Genomic DNA, 13,064 nt, shown 5'->3' with positions numbered 1-13,064 from the left:
TCAGCGGATAAACAGCTTCTGGATCAGTTTCTGGATCGATTTGCCATAGGGCGGGTAGATCAGCTTCGCTGCGTTGAGGCGTTGTTTGACCAGCACGCCCTTGGCCTTGCTGAACGTCAGGAAACCCTCATGGCCGTGGTAATGGCCCATGCCCGACGGGCCGATGCCACCGAACGGCATGTCATCCTGGGCGACGTGCAGCAAGGTGTCGTTCAGGCATACGCCACCGGAGTGGGTTTCGTGGAGCACCCGCTCCTGCTCGCCCTTGTTGTAGCCGAAGTAATACAGGGCCAGTGGGCGCGGACGCTGGTTGATGTAGGCAAAGGCTTGGTCAAGGCCGCGATAAGGCACGATGGGCAAAAGCGGGCCGAAGATTTCGTCCTGCATCACGGTCATGTCGTCGCTGACATTCAATAGCAGGCTGTGGGCCATCCGCCGCGCCTGGCCTTGCTCGTACAGCGGGATCAGGGTGGCGCCCTTGTCGGTGGCGTCCTTGGCGTACGCATTGAGCCGGGCCAGTTGCCGCTCGTTGATGATGGCGGTGTAGTCCGGGTTGTCAGCCAGGGTCGGATAGAACCCGCGAATGGCCTTGGAGTAAGCCTCGACAAACCCCTCCACGCGGTCTTCCGGAACCAACACATAGTCCGGCGCCACACAGGTTTGCCCGGCGTTCAGGGTTTTGCCGAAGGCAATACGCTCGGCGGCGTCCTTGAGGGGTACATCGACCGAGACAATGGCTGGCGACTTACCGCCCAACTCAAGGGTGACCGGCGTGAGGTGTTCGGCGGCTGCGCGCATCACATGCTTGCCAATGCTGGTGGCACCGGTGAACAGCAGGTGATCGAAGCGCAATTTGGAGAACGCCATGCCCACTTCGGCTTCGCCCAGTACCACGCACACCAGGTCCTCGGGGAAGATCTTGGCCAGCAACGCCTTGAGCAGTTCGCCGGTGGCCGGTGTGGATTCGCTGAGCTTGAGCATCACCCGGTTGCCGGCTGCCAACGCACCGACCAGCGGACCGATGGCCAGGTACAACGGGTAGTTCCACGGCACGATGACACCGACCACGCCCAAGGGTTGGTAAATGACCTTGGCGGAGGCGGGCTGGAAGGCAATGCCTACAGCGCGGCGGGAGGGTTTCATCCAGCCCTTGAGGTGTTTGCTGGCATAGTGAATGCCGTGCAGGCTGGGCATCAGTTCGGCGAACAGGGTTTCGTCCGCGCTGCGATGGCTGAAGTCCTGGCTGATCGCCGTGATCAGCGCCTGGCGTTCATCGCTGAGCATGTCCCGCAAGGCCTTGAGCCATTGCTGGCGTTGCGCCGCCGGTGGCATAGGATTAGCGGCGTAGGCGCGACGTTGGGCGTCGAACAGGTCCTGGAGGTGATCCAGCGCCTGGGAATCTTGCAGGTAGGCAACGTTGGCAGACATGGCGCGGTCCCGGTTGTTATTGGTCTGCCTGGATTTTTAGAGTCATTACTCTAAATTGTCAAATAACATTGCAGTAACATCCGGATTTATCCTGGCCGGCATAGGCCGTAAGATGGCCCATCCCGTGTATAGAAGCTGATCCCCCATGGCACCACGAGTAAAGACCAGCGAGCGCATTGTGCAAACCAGCCTGGAGCTTTTTAACCAGCAGGGCGAGCGCAGTGTCAGCACCAACCACATTGCCGCCCACATGGAAATTTCCCCGGGCAACCTGTACTACCACTTCCCCAACAAGCAGGCGATCATCGCCGTGCTGTTTCGCGAATATGAAGCGTTGGTGGACAGTTTCCTGCGCCCGCCCCAGGGCCGAGCGATGGTGGTGGAAGACAAGCGTTTTTATCTGCAGGCCGTGCTGGCGGGCATGTGGCGTTATCGTTTCCTGCACCGCGATCTTGAACATTTACTCGAAAGCGACCCGGAACTGGCCACCGGCTACCGGCGGTTTTCCCAGCGTTGCCTGATCCAGGGGGGGGCCATCTACCAGGGGTTTGTCGACGCGGGCATTCTCAATATGGACCCGGTGCAAACCGAGGCCCTGACCCTGAACGCCTGGATCATCCTGACCTCGTGGGTGCGATTCCTGTGCACCACCAATGAGAAATCCACCCACCTGAGCGCCGAAGCGATCAAGCGCGGGGTGTACCAGGTGCTGGTGCTGGAGGCGGGGTTTGTCACGCCCCAGGCCAAAGAGGCGGTGGGCGCCTTGTTCAAAGAGTTTTACGTGCCGTTGAACCAGGCACTGGAAGAAGTGAAGTAGGATCTTTCCCCCTTTGTATTCACAGGAGTCCGTCATGCCGCTTGCCCAACTGATCAGCCCCCAGCAATTGGCCGAGCGCCAGAAGTCGGCCGGGCTGGTGATCCTGGATTGCCGCTTTGCCCTGGAGGACCCGGACTATGGGCTGTGCAGTTACGCCGAAGGGCATATCGAGGGGGCTCAATACGCCGACCTGGAGCGCCACCTCAGTGGCCCGGTAACCAAGGGCGTGACGGGTCGTCATCCTTTGCCAGCAGCAGACACGTTCGCCAAGCAGCTACGGGCCTGGGGCATCAGCGCCGATACCGATGTGGTGCTGTATGACGATGGCCCAGGCGCCTATGCGGCCCGTGCCTGGTGGCTGTTGGCCTGGCTGGGCAAGCGGGAGGGCGTGTTTATTCTCGACGGTGGCCTCAAGGCTTGGCATAGCGCCGGTCTCCCCCTGAGCCTGGATGCACCGGTGATCGAGCCGGGCACCTTTGCCGGAACGCCGGATAATCGGCTGGTGCTGGATGCCGAACACTTGCACAAACGCTTGGGCCGACCTGGCTTGACCTTGATAGACGCCCGCGCCCAGCCGCGTTTTCGTGGAGAGGTTGAACCCATCGATCCGATTGCCGGGCACATCCCTGGCGCGCAGTGCGCAGCGTTCACTGAAAACCTGGGCAGTGACGGGCGCTTTCTGCCGGCCGAGCAGCTCAAGCAACGCTTTGCCGCGCAGTTGCAAGGGCGCCCGCCGGAGGAGTTGGTGGCGTACTGCGGTTCGGGGGTGACGGCATGCCATAACCTGTTTGCCCTGGCGTTGGCGGGATATCCGTTGGGCAAGTTGTACGCGGGGTCGTGGAGCGAGTGGATTACGGATCCAGCCCGGGAAATAGCAACGGGCGACTAAGGCTCGATCTGCAAACCCAATCAAATGTGGGAGCGGGCTTGCTCGCGAATGCAGGGTGTCAGTCGATACAGGTGTGACTGTTACACCGCATTCGCGAGCAAGCCCGCTCCCACATTTTTAACCGCGTTGTGTCAGTAACCAGTCAGGGATCCGGCGCTCCAGGTAGTATCCAGGGCGCTTCAGCGAACCCTCCACAAACCCCACATGCCCACCCTTGGCCAGCAGCTCAAACTCGGTGCACTCCGAGAGTTCACTCGCCTCGGGGAGGCTATGAGCAAACACAAACGGATCATCGGCCGCCTGGATGATCAGCGTTGGCGTGCGGATATCGCCCAGGTAGTAGCGACTGGAGGCGCGGCGATAGTAATCCTCAGCACTCAGAAAACCATGCAACGGCGCGGTTACCCGCCCGTCGAAGTCCCAGAACGTGCGCATCTTCTCCAGGGAGCCCAGTGCCTCCAGGGTTTTGAGCCCTTCCTCACGGCCATCCTGCAAAAACTGGCGCTGCTTGGCGCGGATATACGCCAGCATCTCGCGCATGAAGTGTTTCTGATAGATCCGCGAAAACCCCAGCCCGATGCGGTCAGCGCACTGATCCAGGCGAAATGGCACTGACACCGCCGCCGCGCCTTGCAGCTGCGAAGCCATGCCGGTTTCCCCCAGGTGCTTGAGCAATACATTGCCGCCCAGTGAATACCCTACGGCATACAAGGGCGCCAGCGGCCGTTTGGCACGCAGATGGGCAATCGCCGCCGCCAGGTCTTCGCTGGCGCCGGAGTGATAGCTGCGGGCAAGCAGGTTCGGCTCGCCGGAACAGCCCCGCCAGTTCAATGCGACGCTGGCCCAGCCTTGGGCGGCAAGGGCTTTTTGCAGGCCGGCCACGTAGGGTGAGTTGGACGAACCGGTGAGGCCATGCAACACCAGCACCAAGGGTACCTGTGCATCGTGGGGGCCGTGCCAGTCGAGATCGAGGAAGTCGCCGTCTTCCAGCCACAGGCGTTCGCGCTGGCGCTCGATGTGGGTCGTCGGGCGCCACAGCGGCCCCCACAATGTTTGCAGGTGGGGGTTGCCGAGGCCGAAGGCGGGTTTGAACAAGTCGGAAGAGGGGGTCATGAAACTCTCGGTAGCCAGTGAGCTCGCCGTGGCAAGCTCCCTAGCCACAGGTTAAGCGGCGTTTTCGATCAACCGATGCCACAGCGCGTAATACACTCGCCCGGATTTCTGCTCCCGGTGCAGGCGCCAGCCGCCTGGCAGGCCGAGTGTGGACGGCGCGGTCTCGCTTTCAGTGTAGACCCAGGCATCCGGCGCCAACCACTGGCGCTCTTCCAGCAATGCGCACACGGTCGGCAGCAGGTTCTGGTTGAACGGCGGGTCGAGGAACACCACGTCATATTCCGTGGCCGCCTGGGTTTCCAGGTAGCGCAGCGCGTCGGCCGTCTGCACCTGGCCGGTAGTGCAGCGCAGTGTGCCCAGGTGCTCCTTGAGGCTGGACACTGCCACATTACTGGCATCCAGCGCCTGGCCCTGGGCGGCACCACGGGACAACGCCTCCAGGAACAGCGCGCCACTGCCGGCGAACGGATCGAGCACCTTGGCCCCGCCGATATACGGCGCGAGCCAGTTGAACAGGGTTTCACGCACGCGGTCTGGCGTCGGGCGCAGGCCGACGACGTCGGGGAAGCTCAGCTTGCGGCTGCCCCATTCACCGCCAATGATGCGCAGTTGGCCCACACCGTTATGTACGTTGTGGACAGGTTTTTTCGGGCGAGATGAACTGGCCATTAATGCTCCGGAACCCCGAGCGGCTGCTCGGCAGGTTTATCAGTGGGGGGCGGTAGTGGCTTTTGCGCAATCGTCGGGCCGGCGGTCACGATGACCATCTTGTCGGCGCTCAAGTGTTTGTTCATGGCTGCCTTGACCTGCTCTACGGTCAGGGCCTGGGATTGTTTCATGAAATCTTCCAGATAGTTGAGCGGCAGGTTGTAGAAACCCATGGCGCCCAACTGCCCGACGATATCGGCATTGCTCGCGGTGGACAGCGGGAAGCTGCCGGCCAGTTCGCGCTTGGCGTCATCCAGTTCTTTTTGCGTCGGGCCGGTCTTGAGGTAGTCAGCCAGCACGTCTTCAACCAGGCGCAGGGTGCCACCACTCATTTCGGCGCGGGTCTGCAGGTTGATCATGAACGGGCCGCGCACCTGCATCGGTGAGAAGCCGGAGTACACGCCGTAGGTCAGGCCGCGCTTCTCACGCACTTCACTCATCAAGCGGGTGCCGAAGCCGCCGCCGCCGAGGATCTGGTTGCCCAGGGACAAAGCAGCGTAGTCCGGGTCGGCGCGGTCGATCCCCAGTTGCGCGAACAGCAAGTGGGTTTGCTTGGATGGGAACTCGATGCGGCTCAGGCCGGCTTTTGGCTCGGTCGGCTGGGCAATCTTCGCCATGGCCGGGCCTTTGGGCAGCGATGCAGAGACCTTGGCCGTCATGGCCTCGGCTTCAGCGCGGGTCAGATCGCCCACCACCGCAATCACCGCATTACCGGCCGCATAAGCTTTGGCATGGAACGCCTGCAGCTGTGCCAGGGTGATCTTCGGCACGCTCTCGGGGGTGCCTTCGCTTGGGTGCGCGTAAGGGTGGTCGCCATACAGGCGCTTGAACAGCTCAATGCTCGCCAGCTTACCGGGGTTCTGCTTCTGGTACTCGAAACCGGCCAGGATCTGGTTCTTGATCCGTGCCAGGGAGTCCGCCGGGAACGTCGGCTGGCCGATCACTTGGTCAAATAATGTCAGGGCGGCTTCGCGCTTGTCGCTGTCGCTCAGGCTGCGCAGGGAGACCAGCGCCATGTCGCGGTAGGCGCCATTGCCGAAGTCGGCGCCCAAACCCTCAAAACCACTGGCGATCTGGCTGACATTCTTGCCCGGCACGCCTTCGTTGAGCATGGCATTGGTCATCAGTGCCAGGCCCGGTGTATCGCCATCCTGGCTGCTGCCGGCAGCGAACAGGATGCGCATGTCGAACATCGGCAGTTCATGGGCTTCGACGAACAGCACCTTGGCGCCTTCGGCGGTGGTCCAGGTCTGTACATCAAGCTTGCGGTTGGTCGGCGCCTTGCCGTCCAGTTCTGCCAGGGATTGCAGGGTGCTGGCCGATTGGGCCTTGTCCAGGGCCTGGCTGGCGACCGACTCGCTCGGGCGCAGGAAATACACGGCACTGGCCGCCATCAAGGTGATGGCGATCAGCCCGGGCAGGATCAGGCGGCTGCTTTTACGATTACTCATGAGCGGTCTCCTCAGGCAAAACATGGGCGACGCTCAGACGTTCGCGGGTGAAATAGGTGCGGGCAGCTTTCTGAATATCTTCCGGCGTGACGCTTTGCAGATCGGCCAACTCGCTGTCCATCAGTTTCCAGGACAGGCCGACGGTCTCCAGGGAGCCGATGGCCGTGGCCTGGCTGGTAATGGAGTCGCGCTGGTACACCAGGCCGGCAATCACCTGGGCACGGATGCGTTCCAGTTCTTCGGCAGTCGGCGGCTTGGCTTTCAACTCATCAAGCAGGCGCCACAGGCCGGCTTCGGCTTGGGCGACGGTCTTTTTCTTCTGCTGGTTGGGTGTGGCCGACAGCATGAACAGCGTATCGCCACGGGTATAGGCGTCGTAGTTGGTGGAAGCGGCAGACACCAGCTCTTCGCCACGCTCCAGTTGTTCAGAGATGCGCGCGCTGTAGCCGCCGTCCAGCAGAGCCGAAATCAGGCGCAGGGCTTGCACCGAGCGTTTGTCTTCGGCAGTGGCCAGGCCAGGGACGTTGAAGCCCAGAAATACACTCGGCAGTTGGGTCTGCACGTGCAGGGTCAGCAGGCGCTCGCCAGGCTCGGGCAGCTCCATTGGGATCTTCGCCGGTGGCACATCACGCTTGGGGATCGGGCCGAAGTAACGCTGGGCCAGCTTTTTCACCTCGTCCGGGGTCACGTCGCCGACCACCACCAGGGTGGCGTTGTTCGGTACATACCAGGATTGGTACCAGTGGCGCAGCTCCTCGACCTTCATGCGGTCCAGGTCAGCCATCCAGCCGATGGTCGGCGTGTGGTACCCGCTGGCGGGGAAGGCCATGGCCTTGAAACGCTCGTAGGCCTTGGACATCGGGTTGTCGTCGGTGCGCAGTCGGCGTTCTTCCTTGATTACCTCGATTTCGCGGCTGAACTCGTCGGCCGGCAGGCGCAGGCTGGCCATGCGGTCGGCTTCCAGTTCGAAGGCCACGCCCAGGCGGTCGCGGGCCAGCACCTGGTAGTAGGCGGTGTAGTCATCGCTGGTGAACGCGTTTTCTTCGGCGCCCAGGTCACGCAGGATCAGCGAGGCTTCGCCGGGGCCAACCTTGGCGCTGCCCTTGAACATCATGTGTTCCAGGGCGTGGGACAAACCGGTCTGGCCCGGGGTTTCGTAGCTTGAACCAACCTTGTACCAGACCTGGGAAACCACCACTGGCGCGCGATGGTCTTCGCGCACGACCACTTTAAGGCCGTTATCCAGGGTGAATTCATGGGTGGGTTGTGGGTCGGCAGCCAGGGCTGAAAGGGGCAGACAAACTGTGCTGAGCAGCAGGCCTGCGGCGCGGCGGGCTAGAGCATTCATTCGTTTTTTAACCTGTTGGGCTGCCCGCTTGGTCTTAGCGTCGGCGGGCGAGGAGGTGCTAGGATACTGATCCGATTTAGGGACGGCCACTGCGGTCGTCATCTTGTCCCGGATCCAGTCGTAGGAATGTTGGAATAGAGGGTGTTTTTCCCCGACGATCTTCAACTTTTCGCCGATTTTATCGCTTCACTCCTATATTGAAACGATTTGCCAAGGCCTTTATTTACGCCTTACAAAATGTTGCGCATGAACAAGCGGGCGTTAAAGCAGTCTGTTCTGCATCGAATTTATTTACCGAGGCGCCCTGGCGCATCGCTACTTTGAGATAGCCGTCCTCCATGTTTGGTTCCAACGACGACAAGAAGAGCCCAGCTGCGGCTGGCGAGAAAAAAGGCCTGTTCGGATGGCTGCGCAAAAAGCCGCAGGAAACCGTCGTCGAACAGCCGCAGGTTCAACCCGAGCCCGTTCCTGAGCCTTTAGTAGAAGCCGAACCGGTTGCCGATACTCCGGCGCCGGTGGTGTTGCCGATGGCCGAGCCGGTATTGCAGCCGGTGGTCGAGGCAGAGCCCGAGCCTGAACCCGAGCACAAACCGTGGCCGCAATTGCCGGTGGCCGAAGAACCTGTGGCACTGGTTGAAGATGTGCAGGCCGAGCATGTGGCTCCGCCGATCCCGGTGGTTATCGAGCCGCAGCCGGTGGTTGTCGAAGCACCGGTCGAGCCGGCGCCCGTGCAGATTGCCGCTCCCGCGGTGATCGAAGAGCCAACCGTCCCTGCCGAAACCAGCAAGACCGGGTTCTTCGCCCGCCTCAAACAAGGCTTGAGCAAGACCAGCGCCAGCATCGGCGAGGGCATGGCCAGCCTGTTCCTGGGCAAGAAGGTCATTGATGATGAGTTGTTGGAAGACATCGAGACCCGACTGCTCACCGCCGACGTGGGTGTCGAAGCCACCGCCGTGATTATCCAGAGCCTGACCCAGAAGGTCGCGCGCAAGCAGTTGACCGACGCCGATGCCCTGTACAAATCCTTGCAGGCCGAACTGGCGGCGATGCTCAAGCCGGTGGAAGCGCCGCTGGTGATCACGCCGAACAAGCCGTTCGTGATCCTGGTGGTCGGCGTCAATGGCGCCGGCAAGACCACCACCATCGGCAAGCTGGCCAAGAAGCTGCAGGGCGAGGGCAAGAAAGTCATGCTCGCCGCCGGTGATACCTTCCGTGCCGCCGCTGTCGAGCAGCTGCAGGTATGGGGCGAGCGCAACAAGATCCCGGTGATCGCCCAGCACACCGGTGCCGATTCCGCCTCGGTGATCTTCGATGCCGTGCAAGCGGCCAAGGCCCGTAATATCGACGTGCTGATCGCCGATACCGCAGGTCGCCTGCACACCAAAGACAATCTGATGGAAGAGCTGAAGAAAGTCCGCCGTGTCATCAGCAAGCTCGACGCCGACGCGCCCCACGAAGTCTTGCTGGTGCTCGACGCCGGCACTGGCCAGAACGCCATCAGCCAGGCCAAGCAATTCAACCAGACGGTGCAACTGACCGGCCTGGCATTGACTAAGCTCGATGGCACGGCCAAGGGCGGTGTGATTTTCGCCCTGGCTAAACAGTTCGGGTTGCCGATTCGTTATATCGGTGTCGGTGAGGGCATCGATGACCTGCGCACCTTTGAAGCCGAACCCTTTGTACAGGCACTGTTTGCCGAGCGGGAGCGTTCATGATTCGATTCGAGCAGGTCGGTAAACGCTATGCCAACGGGCATGTGGGCTTGCATGAGCTGAGCTTTCGCGTGCGTCGTGGCGAATTCCTGTTTGTCACCGGCCATTCCGGCGCTGGCAAAAGTACCCTGTTGCGCCTGTTGCTGGCCATGGAGCGCCCGACCACCGGCAAGTTGCTGCTGGCAGGCCAGGACCTGGCGACCATCAGCAATGCACAGATTCCGTTCCTGCGCCGCCAGATCGGCGTGGTGTTCCAGAACCACCAGTTGCTGTTCGATCGCACGGTGTTCAACAACGTGGCCTTGCCGTTGCAGATCCTCGGGCTGTCCAAGGCCGAGATCGTCAAGCGCGTGGATTCAGCCCTGGAGCGCGTGGCGTTGTCGGACAAGACCGACCTCTTCCCCGGCGACCTGTCCACCGGCCAGCAACAGCGTGTCGGTATCGCCCGCGCCATCGTCCATCGCCCGGCCTTGCTGCTGGCGGACGAACCCACCGGTAACCTCGACCCGCGCCTGGCAGCCGAGATCATGGGAGTATTTGAAGACATCAACCGCCTGGGCACCAGCGTACTGATCGCCAGCCACGACCTGGCCCTGATTGCCCGCATGCGCCATCGCATGCTGACCCTGCAACGCGGTCGTTTGATTGGTGACGGGGAGGCCGGCGTATGAGTGCCACTCGCAGCCCTAAAGTATCCGAACGCGTGGCGCCGAAACCGGCCGACCCGCAGCCGCCGAAGAAAAAGCGCGACGAAGACGACGGTCCTGACTTCGGCACCTTGCTGCATGCCTGGATCGAAAGCCATCGGGCCAGCCTGGTCGACAGCCTGCGCCGCCTGGGCAAGCAGCCGATCGGCAGCTTTTTCACCTGTCTGGTGATGGCCGTGGCGTTGAGCCTGCCGATGGGTTTGTCGCTGCTGCTTAATAATGTCGAGCGCCTGGGTGGTTCCTGGCAGCGTGCGGCCCAGATTTCGCTGTACCTGAACCTGGACGCCAGCAGCAAGGACGGCGAAGCGCTGCGCGACGACATCAAGAACATCCCGGGCGTTGCCGAGGCCGAGTACATCAGCCGCGACCAGGCCCTTGAAGAGTTCCAGCAGCAATCCGGCCTGGGCGAGGCGCTCAAGGAGCTGCCGCAGAACCCATTGCCTGGCGTGGTGCTGGTGACGCCGAACGAAGTCGATAAGCCGGCCCTGGAGGCCCTGCGACAAAAACTCGCAGCGATGCCGAAGGTGCAACAGGCGCAACTTGATCTAGTCTGGGTAGAGCGCCTGGCCGCGATCCTCAAGCTGGGCGACCGCTTTGTGTTCGGTTTGACGGTGTTGTTGGTGTCTGCATTACTTTTGGTGATAGGTAATACCATTCGTCTTCATATTGAAAACCGTCGCACCGAGATAGAAGTGATTAAACTGGTCGGCGGCACGGACAGCTATGTGCGTCGTCCTTTTCTGTACATGGGCGCGCTTTATGGCTTGGGTGCCGGGGTTTTGTCCTGGGGCGTACTGGCGTTTGGCCTTGACTGGCTGAACGACGCGGTTGTTGGGCTGGCCGGTTTGTATGGCAGTGATTTTGCCCTGGCTGGGGTGCCGGTTGCCGATGGTCTGAGTCTCTTGCTTGGCGCGGTCCTGTTGGGGTATATCGGTGCCTGGATTGCGGTAGCACGGCATTTACGTGAGCTGGCGCCGAAGTAGTTAATGCCAGGGTAATGTAGTTTCGTTTGTATTGACCGTATCAGTGGTATAGGGAACTTGTCCTACGGTTCCCGGTCAATTTTCGCAGTGCTGAACTGCACGAGTTATGTGAGTCGGAGGTTTTTTCGTATGACCACTTCTTTGCAACCTGCTTATGCCTTGGTCCCGGGTGCGAACCTGGAAGCCTATGTGCACACGGTCAACAGCATTCCATTGCTGACGCCTGAGCAGGAGCGTGAACTGGCCGAGAGTCTCTACTATGAGCAGGATTTGGGGGCGGCTCGGCAGATGGTGCTCGCCCACCTGCGTTTTGTCGTACATATCGCCCGTAGCTATAGCGGCTACGGCCTGGCCCAGGCTGACCTGATCCAGGAAGGCAACGTCGGCCTGATGAAGGCTGTAAAGCGCTTCAACCCTGAAATGGGGGTGCGCCTGGTGTCGTTTGCCGTGCACTGGATCAAGGCGGAAATCCACGAGTTCATCCTGCGCAACTGGCGCATCGTGAAAGTGGCGACCACCAAGGCCCAGCGCAAGCTGTTCTTCAACCTGCGCAGCCAGAAGAAACGCCTGGCCTGGCTGAACAATGAGGAAGTCCACCGCGTGGCCGAAAGCCTCGGCGTGGAACCCCGTGAAGTGCGCGAAATGGAAAGCCGCCTGACCGGCCATGACATGGCCTTCGACCCAGCCGCCGAAGCGGATGACGACAGCGCCTTCCAATCGCCGGCCAACTACCTGGAAGACCACCGGTACGACCCGGCGCGTCAACTGGAAGACGCCGACTGGAGCGACAACTCCAACCACAACCTGCACGAAGCGCTGGAAGTGCTGGACGACCGCAGCCGTGACATCCTCTACCAGCGCTGGCTGGCGGAAGAGAAAGCCACGCTGCACGACCTGGCGCAGAAGTACAACGTGTCGGCCGAGCGGATTCGCCAGCTTGAGAAAAGCGCGATGAACAAGCTGAAGCTGTCGATCGCCGCCTAAAACGCCGCGAACAAAAAATGCCCCGGTCGAAAGATCGGGGCATTTTTGTATGTGCTCGTAAATTTTAAACCCAGCGCAGACCACTGTGGGAGCTGGCTTGCCTGCGACAGCGGTGTGTCAGTTTGCAGATAAATTGGCTGACCTGCCCTCATCGCAGGCAAGCCAGCTCCCACAGGTCCCGTATTGTGTCAGTCGGACCAAGGTGCCTTTCGAGAGTTGTTCAGCTCCACCAGGTAACCATCCCCGCCCAACTGGCTCATCTGCTGGCGAATCCACGCCGCCCGCCTTGCCACATAGGCCGTCGGATGGCTGGCACTCCACACCCGCGGATTGGGCAACACTGCCGCCAGGTAACTGGCCTGTTGCCGTGAAAGCCCCTTGGCACTCACGCCAAAATGATGCCGCGCCGCCGCCTCTGCGCCGAATACGCCTTCATCCCATTCCACGCTATTGAGGTACACCTCAAGAATCCGCTCCTTGGGCCACAACGCCTCGATCAACCCGGTAAACCACGCTTCCAGGCCCTTGCGCAAATAGCTGCGGCCGGCCCACAGGAACAGGTTTTTCGACACTTGCTGGCTCAGCGTACTGGCGCCGCGAATCGAGCCGCCACGCTCGTTGTGCAGGATCGCCGCCTGGATCGCGCCAAAATCAAAGCCCCAATGTAGCGGGAAGCGCTGGTCTTCACCGGCCATCACCGCCACTTTCAGGTCGTCGGAAATCTGATCCCACGGCACCCAGGTGCGTTGCAGGTCAATGGGCTCGCCGTCGATCCAGGATTCGACCTTGCGCTCCACCATCAATGCAGTGAACGGCGGCGGGACGACCCTGAACAGCAGTACCAGCAACACACTGCCGATGGCAAACCATTTCACGACATTGAGAAAGCGTTTGAAGAGGACACGCAGCATAGAGATGGCTTGG

General features: G+C 61.2%; 12 protein-coding genes. 6 read left to right on the top strand and 6 right to left on the bottom strand.

All coding sequences use genetic code 11. The features are described 5' to 3' along the window. Positions 1 to 1,428 (bottom strand): coniferyl aldehyde dehydrogenase, encoded by a 1,428-nt coding sequence (locus TU73_RS23305; protein ID WP_057014185.1) that lies wholly within the window; start codon positions 1,426 to 1,428, stop codon positions 1 to 3. 145 nt (positions 1,429 to 1,573) lie between these two features. Here TU73_RS23305 and TU73_RS23300 point away from each other — a divergent pair, with 145 nt between their 5' ends. Both TU73_RS23300 and TU73_RS23295 read left to right on the top strand, forming a co-directional pair. Continuing rightward, positions 1,574 to 2,245, top strand: coding sequence for a TetR/AcrR family transcriptional regulator (locus tag TU73_RS23300; RefSeq protein WP_057014184.1), 672 nt, complete (start codon positions 1,574 to 1,576; stop codon positions 2,243 to 2,245). A gap of 34 nt (positions 2,246 to 2,279) precedes the next feature. Beyond that, the gene (locus TU73_RS23295; protein WP_057014183.1) at positions 2,280 to 3,134 is read left to right on the top strand and encodes a sulfurtransferase; all 855 of its coding nucleotides are present in this window, start codon (positions 2,280 to 2,282) and stop codon (positions 3,132 to 3,134) included. A gap of 117 nt (positions 3,135 to 3,251) precedes the next feature. On the opposite strand, the gene TU73_RS23290 is transcribed toward TU73_RS23295, so the two are convergent. From TU73_RS23290 to TU73_RS23275, 4 genes are read right to left on the bottom strand one after another with little or no spacing between them, the layout of a single operon-like run. Beyond that, positions 3,252 to 4,247, bottom strand: a complete 996-nt coding sequence (locus TU73_RS23290) for a hydrolase (protein WP_057014182.1) — start codon at positions 4,245 to 4,247, stop codon at positions 3,252 to 3,254. A gap of 51 nt (positions 4,248 to 4,298) precedes the next feature. After that, entirely contained in the window at positions 4,299 to 4,916 is a 618-nt protein-coding gene (gene rsmD / locus TU73_RS23285) for a 16S rRNA (guanine(966)-N(2))-methyltransferase RsmD (RefSeq protein ID WP_057014181.1), read from the bottom strand. Beyond that, entirely contained in the window at positions 4,916 to 6,406 is a 1,491-nt protein-coding gene (locus TU73_RS23280) for a M16 family metallopeptidase (RefSeq protein WP_057014180.1), read from the bottom strand. The genes rsmD and TU73_RS23280 overlap by 1 nt, the downstream gene beginning before the upstream one ends. After that, positions 6,399 to 7,754 carry a M16 family metallopeptidase gene (locus TU73_RS23275; protein WP_057014179.1) on the bottom strand — a complete coding sequence of 452 codons (1,356 nt, stop codon included), beginning with the start codon at positions 7,752 to 7,754 and terminating at the stop codon, positions 6,399 to 6,401. Before TU73_RS23275 ends, TU73_RS23280 begins: the two co-directional genes overlap by 8 nt. Positions 7,755 to 8,092: 338 nt before the next feature. Here TU73_RS23275 and ftsY point away from each other — a divergent pair, with 338 nt between their 5' ends. From ftsY to rpoH, 4 genes are all read left to right on the top strand, one after another. Next, on the top strand, positions 8,093 to 9,469 hold the full coding sequence (ftsY, locus tag TU73_RS23270; RefSeq protein ID WP_056846967.1) for a signal recognition particle-docking protein FtsY: 1,377 nt from the start codon (positions 8,093 to 8,095) through the stop codon (positions 9,467 to 9,469). Next, the gene (ftsE, locus tag TU73_RS23265) at positions 9,466 to 10,137 is read left to right on the top strand and encodes a cell division ATP-binding protein FtsE (protein ID WP_003195112.1); all 672 of its coding nucleotides are present in this window, start codon (positions 9,466 to 9,468) and stop codon (positions 10,135 to 10,137) included. The genes ftsY and ftsE overlap by 4 nt, the downstream gene beginning before the upstream one ends. After that, positions 10,134 to 11,156 (top strand): permease-like cell division protein FtsX, encoded by a 1,023-nt coding sequence (gene ftsX, locus TU73_RS23260; protein ID WP_057014178.1) that lies wholly within the window; start codon positions 10,134 to 10,136, stop codon positions 11,154 to 11,156. The genes ftsE and ftsX overlap by 4 nt, the downstream gene beginning before the upstream one ends. Positions 11,157 to 11,285: 129 nt before the next feature. After that, positions 11,286 to 12,140, top strand: coding sequence for an RNA polymerase sigma factor RpoH (gene rpoH / locus TU73_RS23255; RefSeq protein ID WP_003176698.1), 855 nt, complete (start codon positions 11,286 to 11,288; stop codon positions 12,138 to 12,140). A gap of 188 nt (positions 12,141 to 12,328) precedes the next feature. On the opposite strand, the gene mtgA is transcribed toward rpoH, so the two are convergent. Beyond that, entirely contained in the window at positions 12,329 to 13,051 is a 723-nt protein-coding gene (mtgA, locus tag TU73_RS23250; RefSeq protein WP_057014177.1) for a monofunctional biosynthetic peptidoglycan transglycosylase, read from the bottom strand. Positions 13,052 to 13,064: the final 13 nt, after the last annotated feature.

The organism is Pseudomonas libanensis (assembly GCF_001439685.1).
Classification (GTDB): domain Bacteria; phylum Pseudomonadota; class Gammaproteobacteria; order Pseudomonadales; family Pseudomonadaceae; genus Aquipseudomonas; species Aquipseudomonas libanensis.
Note: the sequence above shows the minus strand (reverse complement) of the source record. Positions and strands in the feature narration are given on the sequence as shown.

Excerpts from the sequence above, each read along its gene's own strand:
- TU73_RS23290 (WP_057014182.1), bottom strand. The coding sequence starts at position 4,247 with ATGACCCCCTCTTCCGACTTGTTCAAACCCGCCTTCGGCCTCGGCAAC.
- rpoH (WP_003176698.1), top strand. The coding sequence starts at position 11,286 with ATGACCACTTCTTTGCAACCTGCTTATGCCTTGGTCCCGGGTGCGAAC.
- TU73_RS23295 (WP_057014183.1), top strand. The coding sequence starts at position 2,280 with ATGCCGCTTGCCCAACTGATCAGCCCCCAGCAATTGGCCGAGCGCCAG.
- TU73_RS23300 (WP_057014184.1), top strand. The coding sequence starts at position 1,574 with ATGGCACCACGAGTAAAGACCAGCGAGCGCATTGTGCAAACCAGCCTG.
- ftsE (WP_003195112.1), top strand. The coding sequence starts at position 9,466 with ATGATTCGATTCGAGCAGGTCGGTAAACGCTATGCCAACGGGCATGTG.
- mtgA (WP_057014177.1), bottom strand. The coding sequence starts at position 13,051 with ATGCTGCGTGTCCTCTTCAAACGCTTTCTCAATGTCGTGAAATGGTTT.
- TU73_RS23305 (WP_057014185.1), bottom strand. The coding sequence starts at position 1,428 with ATGTCTGCCAACGTTGCCTACCTGCAAGATTCCCAGGCGCTGGATCAC.
- ftsX (WP_057014178.1), top strand. The coding sequence starts at position 10,134 with ATGAGTGCCACTCGCAGCCCTAAAGTATCCGAACGCGTGGCGCCGAAA.
- rsmD (WP_057014181.1), bottom strand. The coding sequence starts at position 4,916 with ATGGCCAGTTCATCTCGCCCGAAAAAACCTGTCCACAACGTACATAAC.
- TU73_RS23275 (WP_057014179.1), bottom strand. The coding sequence starts at position 7,754 with ATGAATGCTCTAGCCCGCCGCGCCGCAGGCCTGCTGCTCAGCACAGTT.
- ftsY (WP_056846967.1), top strand. The coding sequence starts at position 8,093 with ATGTTTGGTTCCAACGACGACAAGAAGAGCCCAGCTGCGGCTGGCGAG.
- TU73_RS23280 (WP_057014180.1), bottom strand. The coding sequence starts at position 6,406 with ATGAGTAATCGTAAAAGCAGCCGCCTGATCCTGCCCGGGCTGATCGCC.